The following is a 15,051-nucleotide window of genomic DNA, read 5'->3' on the forward strand; positions in this document are numbered from 1 at the left end:
CTTTTTTGATTAACGCCACCAAATCCAAGTCCAAAAGTAATTTCGTATATTTCGAGGAGTAATGCGTATGAAACGTTCACCGTCAAAGAAACAATTTAAATTTGGAAGTGTTTCATCTGGATTTTCTAGAATAAAGGTGACGATGTTTTCGTTACTTGTAATGGTTACTGTGATTGGTGGATCGGTAGGAGAGACTTGAAGTTGTAAAGAAACGTTTGCCGTGTTTTTAAATTCATTATTAATAGGTGGACTTATCACTTGTACTGTGAATAATACGATAATTGTTTCGTTCGGTTTCAAATTAGTAGCGACTAGGAAACCGATATTCGGATTCGCTAGTGGAGAGCGTTCCCCATTAATGAAGACCGTACCGTTCATAAATTGTAAACCTGCTGGAATGGTGTCTTGTAATGAAATATTTGAAAGTGAAATCTCGGAAGTATTCGTAATACGCACTGTATAATCAAAATATTGGTTTAAATAAGCTGAGCTAACGGAAGCATTTTTTATCACTGCTGCCGTTATAAATTGAACTGGTATACGAACAATATTCGAATTAACAATGAAAATAATAATTGGATCCTGTGGTGTCAATTGGAAAGCAGCTGTAACGGTTGCAGAATTGATAATCGCACTGTTTGAAGGAATAGAAGTTACGAGAACTTTAAATGTTATAGTTGCTACTCCATCTGCAGGTAAAGCGCCGATATTAATACCGGTGTCTGGACGAATATTTGGAACCGAAGTACCGTTAATTGTTACGCTGTTTTCTATAAATGTTGTACCAGCTGGAATCATATCTAAAACGGAAGTACTTACTGTAGGAATTGGGGAATTATTAAATACCTCTAATGTGAATGTAATAATATCTCCTATAACGACAATAGATTTGTCAGCGGTTTTCTCAATGCGCACCATTGGATCAATGAGTGTTGTTGTAACGGTATTTGTTTGCTTTGTAATTGTAATAGGTGGTTCATTCGGATCAAGGATAACAGTATAGGAAACAGAAGCATTGTTATTAATTGTAGGCTGAAGAGTCGAAGAAGATATTGTTACTTGGAACGTAATGATAGCAGATTCATTAGGAGCAAGGTTTCCTAATGTAATACCGTTTTCAGGATTCGCATTCGGTTGATTGATTCCGTTAATCGTAACACTGCTAGTAACGAAGGTTGTATCTACTGGTACGGTGTCTACAACGAAAAGATCTTCAATCGTTACATTGCCACTATTAGTAATTGTAATTGTATACGTTAAAGTTTGACTAGGTAATGCATTCGTGGCATTAACAGATTTTATGGCAACGACATTATCATTTTGGACAGTTGTTGTCACAGTATTTGTTGTAATCGTATTTGTAACAGGTAAGTTATTTGGATTGACTATATAGTTAAAAGTAGTAATTGCTTTGTTGCTGAGTTCATTTGGTGTTGGAATAGAAGTCACAGTTACTTGGAAGGAAGCGATGGCATCTCCACCTACAATTATAGTACCAATTGGTATGCCGCTTACTGGATTAACTCCCGGAACAGTTTCTCCTTTTACAATGACACTATTTTCTATAAACGTAGTACCTTGAGGAATAATATCTTGAATGACTACATCATCTGCTGAAACATTACCAGTTTGATTTAGTGTAATCGTATACGTTAACGTATCACCAACCGTTGCAAATGCAAGGTCAACAGCTTTATTACTAGTCAAATTCGCATGATTAATTTCTGTTACAGCAGCTGATGAAATAATAGTTTCGGTAATAGGTTGTTGATCTGGTACCGTGTATTCATATTCAATTGCACTCGTGTTAGAGATTGGATTTGTTTGCGGAATCGAAATAACCCGGACTTGGAATAGAATAGTTGCTGTCGTATTAGGCGGAATGTTATCAATTGGTATACCGCTAAGTGGATTGTCATTTGGCCGAGCGTTGCCATTTACAATAACGCTATTCTCTATAAAGCTCGTATTTGCTGGGATGATATCTGTAACGATAATGTTTTCCACTTGTATATTTCCGTTATTTATGATGGAAATTGTATAAGGGATAATAGTTTGTAGGTCAGCGTATTGGATTGGCGTTGTTTTTGTCGCAATTACATTAGCAGAAATAACTTCAGTGAAGGTAATATTACTAGTCGATATTTGTTCTTCCCCGTTTATTGTATAGCGGGAAGCTGATTGATTTTGAACATGGCCGCTAGCTGGAAGAGCTACGACGGTAACAGAAAATGTGACTGGGATAGAAATGTCAGGAGCAATCGTTCCTACAAGTATACCGGTACTTGGATTGGCGTTAAGCTGCGGAATGTTATTTACTAAAACGCTACCGTCTATAAAGGTTGTTCCATCAGGAATATTGTCTGTAAATACAACAGCAGTAGCATCTGTATTCCCTGTATTCGTTAAAGTTGTTGTATAAGTTAAAATGTCACCAATCGTTACAGAAGTTAAATCAACAGTTTTCAGTGAAACGATATCAGCGTCATTAATTTGAACGAAAGTAGTATTGGAAGTAGTAGATTTTTGAATTGGTGCAAAGTCAGGATTGAAAATAAAGTCGTAGACGATGTTTGCAGTATTAGGTGCTGGATTTACAGCAGGTAAATTCGTAACGGAAACTTGGAATGTTATTGTTGTCGATTGACCTGACGCGATATTAGCAATGGAAAAGCCGATATTCGGATCTGCTGCAGGAAGTACAGTATTGTTAACTATTACACTTCCCGGAATAAATACTGTTCCATCTTCTATAGTATCTGTAAAAAAGATGGAGTTAGTTGTAGTGGATCCGTTATTTTGGATTAATACTGTATATTCAATGATTTCATCAATAGTAGCTAATACTTTATTAGCGGATTTTGTAGCGATAAGAATAGCGTCAATAAATTGTATATTTGTACTATTGGAAGAGGTCGTTTCTGAAATTGGTGGTGAGCTTGGATCCGGTTGATATTCATAGTGAATGACAGCGATATTATTAATATTATTTTGAGAAGGTATAGAGACTACATTTACTTGGAACGTAACAATAATCGTATTATTTGGAAGGATAATATCAAGGGTGATTCCGGTAATTGGATTTTCGTTAGGTCTTGGTATGCCATCTACAAGGATGCTATTTGGAACGAATGTGGTGCCAGCTGCAATTGCGTCAATTAGGAGAGTATTTGTAATAGGTACTGTACCAGCGTTTGTAACTGCGACTGTATATGTGATGATTTGACCGATGCGTGTAATGGATCTATTGGCGGATTTAATTGCACTAACATTTGCCGTCCGCACTTCCGTATTTACTGCATTTGATAACGATCTACGCTGAATAATCGGAGAGCTAGGGTCAATTTGGTATTCGTACGAAGTGTCTGAAATATTAATGACTGTATTGCCGGACGGTATATTTGTAAGTTGTACTTGGAATGAAATAGTGACTGCTTCATTTGGTTGTATCGTGCTGAGAGTTACTCCGTTTTCAGGATTCACGCCAGGCTGAATCACATTATTTATTGATAAGCTATCTTCAATGAATATAGTACCTTCTGGAATGTTATCAATAAACACGGTATTGTTAGCTGGAATGGTTCCTATATTTTGTAGTGTATTTGTGTAGGTAATAATTTGCCCAATTGATACGAAAGTTACATCCGCGCTTTTAACAGAAATAATATTTGCATTTTGAAGTGATGTTGTAACAATGTTAGAATTTGCAGAGCGATTCACCGGTGGAGCTGTAGGAATACTTACATATTGGTAATTTGCAGAAGATTGATTTACAATTTCGGTTTCAGTAGGTGGATTGTTTGTTTGCACTTGAAATAGTATCGTTTTTGAACTATTTGCTGGAATCGTTCCAATCGGTATTCCGTTTTCAGGATTTACACCTGGCTGCAGGACACCGTTAATTGTGACACTATCGGGAACGAATGTAGTCCCAGCTGGAATAGAATCTGTAAAAATAATATTTATTGCGTCAACATTGCCGATATTTTTCACTTCAGAAATATAAAGTATAGTTCCGCCAATATCTACAGTTATTGGATTGGACGTTTTTGTAATTGTCAATTGTGCTTGCACAAAATTTGTAATGACAATATTACTTGTAGATGTTTCAGTAATAGGCGGCTGGCTTGGATCTGGTTGAATTGTATATGTTGTATTGGATTGATTTGTAATAGAATCTTGCGAGAATGAATTATTAATAAGAATTTGAAACGAAATAAGGTGAGTAGCGTTTGCTGCAAGGTTAGGCAAAGTAACACCTACGTTTGGATTGGCACCAGGTATAGCTGTTCCGTTAAGTGTAAAACTATTTTCTACGAATGTAGTCCCATTTGGAGTAGAATCTAAAAATGAGAGATTAGTTGCTGAGATATTTCCGTTATTTTCTAATGTTATCGTGTAGGTCAAAATATCGCTAGTTGTTGCTTGTTGTGCATTGACTGCTTTTAAAGAAATGATAGTCGCATCTGAAATTTGTGTGGATGCTGGATTAGAAGTAATTGTACGAGAGATGATAGGAGAGGTTGGATCGGCGATAAAAGTATAGTCAATACGGGCTGTATTAGAAATTGGATTCACGCTTGGAATGGATTGAACGATAACTTGGAATGTGACGGTGACGATTTCTGACGGCGCGATGGCGTTTAAAGGTATCCCTATGTTTGGATCGGCACCTGGAACGGAAACGCTATTAATGGTCACGCTATTAGGAATAAATGCAGTTCCTTCTGGGACCAAATCTGTTAAATTAACTGTATTTGCAGTTGTATTTCCGTTATTTTGAACGACTACTGTGTAAGTGATTGTACCGTTAGTAGATTGTACGAGAGAATCTGTATTTTTAATTACGGATAACGATGCATCAACGACAGCTGTATTAACCGTATTAGATGAGGATGTTGCTGTAACTGGAGGTTGACTTGGATCGACAATATACGTGTAACTTGTAATGGCTTGATTTATAATCGCCCCTTGCGGTGGAATAGAGCTTGCAAGAAATTGGAACGTAATAGTAGCAAAATCACCTGGTGCGATAATACCAACTGGAATACCGAGAGTTGGACTTGCATTTGGAAGTGACATTCCATTTAACGTAACGCTATTTGGAACGAATACTGCACCTACAGGAACTCCGTTTATGAGCAATACAGAATTTGCAGGGAAGTTTCCGGTATTTGTTAATGTTGCTGTATACGTAATTATATCTCCGATGGATACGATTGATCGATTTGCTTCTAAAACAGTAGTAACGGTAGCGTTATTAATTTGTGTTGAAGCGCCATTAGAATTTATTGTGCTTGTAACAGGAGGAGCTGCCGGGTCAACAATGAATGTGAATTGAATAGATCCAACGTTTGTAATTGGGTTTGAAGGTGGAGTAGATGCAACCATGACTTGGAAAGTAACAGTTAAGGAACTGTTCGTACTAACGGTTCCGATATTAACCCCGTTATTTGGATCTGCCCCTGGAATGATACTTCCATTTACAGAGAAACTATTTTCAACAAAGGTCGTTCCAGCTGGAATAAGATCTGAGAAATTTAAATTCGTAGCGTTTGTATTGCCGCTGTTTTGAATCAAAACTGTATAAGTGATTGTGTCTCCGATATTTGCAAAGGCTGTATTAGCAGTTTTTACAGCTGAAAGTATTGCTGAATTAATAGAAGTAACGAAGACGTTCGTTTCCACATTGCCAGGCTGGGCTTGTAATGAATTGCCTACGTTATATTGGAAGTTAACAAATCCTAAGTTTTGGAGTTCAGGTGTGAACGTTGTTGGATTGCTTACAATTTGAACTTGGAATATGATTGTTACGATTTGATTTGGAGTTATTGTATTTATGCCAACACCGCTAATAATAGAAGCGGATGGTAATGGAGTGCCATCAACAACAACTGATCCTGCAACAAATTGTGTCCATGTTGGTAAAGGATCTGAAAAAATAACGTTGTTAGCAGGAATGTTTCCTGTGTTCGTAATAGTAGTTGTATACGTAATCGTATCACCGATAGTTGCAAAAGCTTTATCTCCTATTTTAATAGTGTTTAAAATAGCACTTTCAATTTTTGTTATAACGTTGTTAGAAGTAATATTTTTTGAAACTGGAGGATTTGCTGGATTAACGATATGTTGGAAGCTCACACTAGCTTGGTTGGAAATTGGATTTATAGGCGGAATTTCATTGGCATTAATATGAAATGCTACGATGACAGATTGGTTTGGCGCGATATCACCAATTGGAACACCTGTAATTATATTTGCATTTGGGATGCTAATTCCGTTAAGTGTAAAACTATTCGGTTCAAAGGAAGTTCCGGCTGGAATAAGGTCGGTAAAAATAACATTCGTTGCACTAACATTTCCGCTATTTGTAATTGTAACGGAGTAGACGATATCCTGCCCGATATCTACCGTTTCCGCATTTGAATTTTTTTGTGCAGTAAGGATAGCACTATTAATTTGGGTTGTCGTTGTATTCGATTGATTGGAAGTTGTAATAGGTGACTGGCTAGGATCAACGACATAATGATATGTGGTAGAAGCAAAATTAGAAATTGGATTAAGTGTTGGAAGTGTAGTAACAGTTGCTTGGAATGTAACGATTGCCGTATTACCCCCATTAATTGAACCTATGTTTACACCAGTAGACAAATCAGCGTTTGGAATGGTTTGCCCATTAACTGTGAAACTGTTTGGAATGAAACTTAAATTGCTATCAAGAATATCGATAATAGTTACATCAGTTGCAGCGACATTCCCTGTATTAGGAAGGTTAAGTGTAAATGCTATTATATTACCAACATCCGCAAAAGTAAGATTTGCTGTTTTTGTGCTCAAAATATTTGCATTGTTTATTTGAAGAAGTGTAGTGTTGGAACTAGCTGTATTCGATACCGGTGGATTACCTGGATCAACAGTAAACTCATACGTCGTTGATGCTGTATTTTGTGCTGGATTACTAGGCGGGATGCTGTTTACTGTAACTTGAAAGACGATACTATATATTTCATTTGGTGGAAGTGCTGCCAGTAATACACCTGTATTTGGATTCGCATTAGGTTGTAAAACGCCATCGACAGTTAACGTGTTAGGAACAAATGTGAGTCCGCTTGGTAATACATCTGTGAATGCAATGTTAGTTGCATCCGTATTGCCTATATTGGTAATAGAATTAGTATAAAAGGCAGTTTGCCCGATATCTGCAAAGGATACACTTTCATTTTTCGTCATGGATAATATGGCTTCTCTAATTTGCGTTGAAACAGGATTGCTAATTGAAGTTTCTGCATCAGGTGGTGAGACTAATTGATACGATGTCGATGAGAAATTTACAATTGGATTTGCGGTTGGTAATGAGGTCACGTTTACTTGGAAGGAAACATTTACTGTAGTCCCAGCTGTTATAGGCCCAATATTTACACCGTTCGTTGGATCCGCGCCACTTTGAGGAATTCCATTAATAGAAAATGTGTTTGCAATAAAAGTAGTTCCACTCGGCACGGTATCTGTGAATATAACATTTTGTGCGGATGAATTTCCATTGTTTGTTAAAGTGACAGTATAAGTGAGTGTGTCTCCGATATGACTAAATGATTTATCAACTTGCTTTGATGAAAGAATGGTAGCTGTATTAATTGTAGTGAACACTGTGTTTGAAGTAGCAGTTCTTGAAACAATAGGTGCATTTGGATCAGCGATAAATGTGTAAGAAGCAGTCGCGGAATTGGCAATAGGATTTTGGGCTGGTGTAGAAGTAGCGGTAACTTGAAATGCAATAGATATTGAGCTGTTAGGAGCAATTGATCCAATCGTTATACCTGTATTAGGATTAAGGCCAATTTGTGTGATGCCATCTATTGTAACGCTATCAGTAATAAACGTTGTACCATCTGGAATAAGGTCAGTGAAAGTAATGTTAGTTGCATTTGTATTACCACTATTCTTTAAAATGGTCGTATAGGTAATGGCATCACCTAGTGTTACAAGCGTTTGATCGACTGATTTTACCATCGTTATCATAGCATCTAATACAGGGGTTGTAACAATATTCGTTGAAGTAGAAGTAGTAGCAGGAGCACCGTTTGGATCAACAGTATAAGAATATAAAATTGTATCGTTACCCATAATCGAACTTGAAGGTGGAATAGAAATAACATTTACTTGGAAAGTAACAGTTACTGTCTGGCCAGGAGCGATATTGGGTATATTTACTCCAAGTGCTGGTTGCGCACCAGGCTGTTGAACTCCATTTATTGTGACTGAATTTGGTATAAATGTAGTGCTAGCTGGAATAGCACTTGTAAATGTTATATTAGTTGCGGGTGTATTACCAGTATTCGTAATAGTCGTTGTATACGTAATTGTATCTCCGACAGAAACTATAGATTTATCAGCACTTTTTGTTGTAGTTAATATCGCACTATTTATTGTCGTAGTCACGGTATTAGATGAAACGGTTTGTGTTATAGCGGGTTGACTTGGATCGACAATATGCTGAAATTGTACAGAACTAGAATTAGAGATTGGATTTATACTTGGAATGTTTGTCACAAGGACATTTATCGTAATAGTAGCCGTACCACCTGGATTTATATTTCCAATATGAATCCCGTTTGCCGGATTGCCAATTTGCTGCGTACCAGAATCATTTATAAGAGTGCCAGATATAAATGTCGTTCCATTAGGCAAAATATCCGTGAAAATTATATTTTGTGAAGTGACATTTCCAGGGTTATTTAATGTAATTGTATAAGAAATTGTATCGCCGATCGTTGCGAAATTTTTATCCGCGGATTTAACCGCGACAATTTCTCCGGAATTTATTTGTGTCGAAACAGAATTGGATGTTGTACTTCGTGAAGCAAGTGGCAAATTAGGTCCTGTCATAAATTGGTAATTAATAGAAGCACCATTTATAACCGGTGAGTTTGGCCCGCCTGGTCCGATTGTGAAAATTGGATTTGGAATACTAACTACTTGCACGCGGAAGGTGACGTTTATAAAGTCCCCTGCAATAATATCCCCAATTGGTATCCCATTTGCTGGATTTACCCCAAGTAATAAAATCCCACCTACTCGAACACTATCTTCTATAAATACTGTATTATTTGGAATCGGATCTGTAAAAATGATATTAGTAGCAGTCACGTTCCCGATATTTTCTAATAAAACTGTATACGTTAAAAATGAATTTCCAGGCGCGACGTCAGAAAATAGACGATCCACACTTTTCGTTGCTTGAATAATTGCTTCATTTATTTGAACTAAGACCGGATTACTAGTAGCCGTTTCTGTAACAGGCGGCTCGGTAGGGTCAACAATGATAGAGTATGTTGTACTAGATTGGTTCATCGTAGGGTTTGAAGCTGGTATTGAACCGACAATAGCTTGGAAGGTAATGGTTGTCGTTCCTCCAACTGGAATTGGGTCTAAAGGAACCCCGTTATCTGGCCTAAATCCGAGTTGTGGGATGGTATTAATTTGTACGCTATCAGGAACGAATGAAAGTTCAGGTGGTAATATATCGATAAAAACAGGTGTGTTTGCAGTTGTATTTCCGTTATTGGTAAGGGTTGTTGTATACGTAATTGTATCGCCAACAGCAGCAAATGCACTGCTCGCAGTTTTTGTTGCGATAACGGAAGCAGTATTTACTTGTGTAAAAGTTTTATTGGATTTAACTGTTCGTGAAACAGGGGGTTCATTAATATCTACAATAAAACTATATTGAAGCGATGATTTATTAGGGATTGGATTAGGATTTGGAATCGTTGTAATGTTTACTTGAAAGCTGAGTATAACTGATGCATTTGAATTTATGTTACCGATATTGATACCATTTTGTGGATTTGCATTAGGAATGGTTGTTCCATTTACTGTAAAACTATTTGGAATAAACGTTGTACCATCTGGAATTAAATCTGTAAAAATAACATTGTTTGCGGTAGTGTTACCGGAATTAGTAATGGTAGAAGTGAAAGTAAGTGTATCTCCAATAGTAGCGAATGTTGAATTGACAGTTTTATTTATAGATAGAGTAGCATCAATAATTGGAGTAACCGTTGTGTTTGTAATTGTACTACCAACAGCAGGTGATTGGTTTGGATTCACTGTATATTCATAATTTACAAGGGCGTTATTTGTTAATGTGCCACTAGGCGGTATCGCTAAAATTTGTGCTTGAAAAGCAATAAATACAGTATTACCTGGTGGAATATCTGCTAAGTGAATACCAAGTGATGGATCTAATCCTGGTTGTGGAACATTATTGATAGTTACGGAGTTTTGGATAAATGAAGCTCCTGCGCCAAGCCCATCCGTTAAAACATTTGCACTAGCAGGGATATTTCCAGTGTTTGTAACTGCAATCGTATAGGTAACGATATCTCCAATTGCAGCTGTCGGTGTATCCACTGATTTAGTAGCGACGATCGTAGCATTATTAATTTGAGTTGTTATTACGTTACTTAACGCATTGGCGGATGCTGGAGGTAAGTTAGGATTTACGACATATTGGTATGCTGTATTACTTTGATTAGGGATTGGGTTCGGATTCGGGATGGAATTTACTTGTACTTGGAACGAAATTATCGTATTTGCATTCGGATTTATTGGATCAATTGCTATCCCATTCGCTGGATTTACATTAGGCAGTATATTCCCATTTACTGTTACACTATTAGGAATAAACGATGTCCCGTTTGGAATTACATCTGTAAAAATCACGTTTGATGCAAGAGTGTTCCCACTATTCGTTAAAGTAGTCGTGTACGTAATAATATCATTTACGTTAGCGAACTGTTTATCTGCAGATTTTGCAGCGGTAATCGTAGCGTTATTAATTGTTGTTTGTACCGTGTTAGAAGCCACCATCTGCATTACAGCTGGTTTGGATGGATCGTACGTATATTGGAATGTTGTGCCTGATTGATTTGTAATCGGATTTACAGCAGGGATATTTGGTACAAAAACCTGGAATGAAACGGTACGTGATGAATTCGCCCCGATTGTACCGATCAAAATACCGTTAGCAGGATTTGCATTTGCTATAGGGACATTGTTAATCGTTACAGTATTAGGAATGAAGAGGGTACCCGCTGGAATGATATCTGTAAACGTTACATTAGAAGCAGGGATATTACCGTTATTTGTTAAAATGGTTGCATATAATATGACATCACCAACATCAGCGAAATTTGTACTCGTTAGTTTTGTAGCAACAATATTAGCAGTATTAATTTGTGTAGTTACTATATTGCTAGCAGCGTTTCTAACAACAGCAGGTAAACTCGGATCAGCGATAAAGCTATATTGAAGTGAAGCGCTATTTTGAATTGGATTTGGTGAAGGTAGCCCATTTGCACTTATTTGAAAAACAATCGTTGTAAAACCACCAGCAGGAATGGAGCCGACTTGAAGGCCGGTACTTGGGTCTGCACCTAGCTGTAAAGCGCCACCTATAAAAATACTATTTGGTACGATAGTGGTGCCGGGAGGGATTATATCGGTAACAATAACATTGTTTGCTGTAGTATTGCCAAGGTTAGCTAAGGAAATTGTATATGTGATTGGTTGCCCAACATCAGCAATAGTTAAATCTACTTGTTTGACAATAATTACATTTGCTAAATTAATTTGTGTACTTACAGTGTTACTTAAAGATGTTTCTATAATTGGTGGATCGCCAGGATTTAGAATAAAGCTATACTGTGTACTAGATGAATTTATTGTTGGATTTTGTGCTGGTAAAGAGGTGACAGTTACTTGATAAGAGACGGTAAGTGAGCCGTTAGTAGGAATGGAAGGTAACGGAACACCTATATTTGGATCTGCGTTATTTTGGAGCACACCATTAATAAGGAAAGTGTTTGGGATAAAGGTAGTACCGTCTGGATTCGTATCTACGAAAGTAGGACTATCAGCAGAAACACTTCCTGCATTCGTTAAAATAACGGTATAAGTTAATATATCCCCTACGGTAGCGAACGCTCGATCCACTGTTTTGGCTGAAATGACATTTGCATCGTTTACTTGAGTAAATGTAGTGGTTGAAGTAGTGTTCTTACTTACAGGTGAAGCGTTTGGATCAACAATAAAGTTATAGGAAATGGAGGCACTATTCGAAATAGGATTTGGGTTTGGAATACTAGTTATTAATACCTGGAATGAAGCTGTAATTGTAGTATTAGCATTGATGCTACCAATATTGATGCTAGCTGGTGTTGCGCCCGGCTGAGTAACACCGTTAACTATAACACTGTTCGGTACGAAGGAAGTACCATTTGCAATTGAATCGGATAGTAATACATTGTTCGCCGCAACATTTCCATCGTTTGTAAGAGCAAAGGTGTAAGTTAATACATCTCCAACTTCCGCAAATGTTTTATCTACAGATTTTATAGCATGTAGATTTGCTAGTCTAATTGTTGAGGTAACAGAATTAGAATTTGCTGTTTTTGAAGTTGGCGGCAGGCTTGGGTTTACAGTGTAAATATAAGAGGCGAAAGCATTATTAATGATAGGATTTTGGGAGGTAATGTTGATGACTGTTACTTGGAACGATAAGGTGAAAGTAGCTCCGCCAGGAATTGTACCGATAGGTAAGGCAATAAGAGAAGCTACATTTTGCAAAACGCCGTTTAGCGTTACAGTACCTGGAGTCAATATCGTTCCATTTGGAAGTGGATCTGTTAGCTGTACGTTCGTTGCAGCAGTATTTCCACTGTTTGTAATAAGGACTGTATAACTGATTGTATCTCCAATTGTAGCAAATTGTTTATTTGTCGATTTTGTTAATGTTAAATTCGCATTGTTAATTTGAGTGGTAACGACGTTAGAAGCGATGTTTTTCGTAACGGGTGATTGACTAGGGTTGACAGTATACTGATAAGAAGCGCTTGATCCATTAGATACGATATTTGCTGGAGGTATTGTGTTTACTACTACTTGAAATGAAACGTTTTTTGTCGTACCAGTTGGGATGGAGCCTATGTTCACACCATTAGCGGGATTCGCGCCAACCTGTGTTGTGCCATCTATTGTTAAACTGTTTAGGACAAAAGTTGTTCCTGTAGGAATGGCATCTGTAAAAATAACATTGTTCGCATTCGTATTACCTGTACCTGTAAAGGCAACAGTGTAAGTCAGTGTATCTCCAATATCCGCATAGTTTTTATCCACTGTTTTTGCCATAGTTACAGTAGCATTATTCACTTGAGTAGAGACGGTATTAGTCGTATTAGTACCACTTACTGCAGGCTGATTTGGTACAGGAATGTATTGATATGTTGTTGTACCACTATTTAATATTGGATTTGTTTGGGGGATAGAAGGAACGAATACTTGAAATGAAATGGTAGTAGTAGAATTTGCAGCAATAGTTCCAACGGATATACCATTAGCAGGATTTGCTCCAGCTTGAATAACGCCGTTAACAGTTACACTACCTGGAATAAAAGTAGTCCCGTTTGGAATGGGATCCGTATATATAACATTTGTAGCAGCGATATTTCCTGCATTAGCTAAGGAAATACTATAAGTTAACGTATCACTAATATCGGCAAAAAGTTTGTTAACTGATTTAGTTCCATTAATAGTTGCAAGGTTAATTTGTGTGCCGGCAGCATTACTCGTTGCAAGACCGTTAAAAGTTGTTCCCCCAGCAATTGGTGTGTATTGAAACGTAATGTTAGCGGTGTTAGAGATAGGGTTTTGACTTGGAAGAGAAACGACAGTTGCTTGGAAGGTCACTGTACGAGAAGCGTTGTTATTAATTGTTCCGAGAGAAATACCAGCGGCAGGATTTGCGTTTGTTTGTGGTACATTATCTATCGTTACGCTGCCAGGTATAAAGGAAGTGCCGTTAGGGAGAACGTCTGTAAAAGTAACGTTATTTGCAGGAAGAAGCCCGGTGTTAGGAACAGTAACTGTATAGGTTAGAATATCGCCAATTGTAGCAACACTTTTATTTACGCTTTTTGTTGCTTGTATATTAGGTGAATTAATATCAATTTGTAAACCAACTGTATTTAGCATATATGCGTCACCGTTCGTTGTTAAACGGATTGCGGCGGAAACCTGTGAATTTGTTAAATAGGGAGATATATCAATGGCTGTAATATCCCACCCTTGTCTTCCAGCAGAAATATTAGTACTTGTGGATCCGCTTTGATTACGCGTTCCGAATGTTCCAGTTGTATCTAAATTTCCTGTTGCATTATTAATTTGAGACGCGAAGAAGTTATTTACAGCATTATTTGGCCCAGATAAAGCGTTTAATGAGCTGAAGTTTGGTCCAAATAAAGCTTGATCCCCAGTTAAATCAGCATCCCCCTCAGTAGAACTTAAAAATAATCTCCCGCTTACAGGTCCCCCGGCAGGTGTTAAAAACCCTGAGACAGATACATCTGCACTACCGGTTTCTACAGAAACACGGTTACCAGCTACGTAAATTGTTAAATTCCTTGCGGGTAAGGAACCGTTTTGATAAGCGACAATAAGCGTCCATCCTGCAGAATTAATTGCTCCATTAGAAGCGTCTAAAGGATCTACAAGTCCAGGAACAGAACCTGTTGTATAAGAGCCAGATCCAGCAGATTGAACGAGTGACGTTACATCTGCTGAACGTGTATAAAATCCAAATGTGACAGATCCAGAAACGAAAGTTTGATTTGAAGCTGTAACAGCCGAAGGGGTAATTGAGTATGTTGACACAGGTGTTGTAAAAGAAACGGGGTTTCCTAATACGCTCGTAATGTTTTGATCACGAGATAAATAGTTTCCACCCCAAACGAGTTCTGCGTAAAGAATAGTACTGCCAGCAGGGATATTCAAAATAGCGGTAGAACTATTTTGTGTATAGTTTAACGTTGTACCCGCAGGAAAAGTAGTTACTTGTAAAGCGGTATTCGTAGTTACGAATGCACCAATTGCACCGATTGTACCAGCACGGTTTAGATTGCTAATTTTACTTAAACCTAGTGTGTTTCCTGTAATAGCGAGTGCGCCGTTAGTGGTGGTAGAAAATCGATTCGTAATGGGCATGTTGTCACC

At 37.6% G+C, this 15,051-nt stretch carries 1 protein-coding gene; it reads right to left on the reverse strand.

The genetic code is table 11. From position 1 onward, the window contains the following. Positions 1–9: 9 nt before the first annotated feature. A complete protein-coding gene (locus DET63_RS14625) occupies positions 10–15,042 on the reverse strand; it encodes a DUF7507 domain-containing protein (protein ID WP_113937084.1) in 15,033 nt (5,010 codons plus the stop codon). Positions 15,043–15,051: the final 9 nt, after the last annotated feature.

The sequence above is a fragment of the Bacillus sp. DB-2 genome (genome assembly GCF_003315125.1).
Classification (GTDB): domain Bacteria; phylum Bacillota; class Bacilli; order Bacillales; family Bacillaceae_G; genus Bacillus_A; species Bacillus_A mycoides.

Coding starts and splice junctions, on each gene's coding strand:
- DET63_RS14625 (WP_113937084.1), bottom strand. CDS start 15,042: ATGCCCATTACGAATCGATTTTCTACCACCACTAACGGCGCACTCGCT.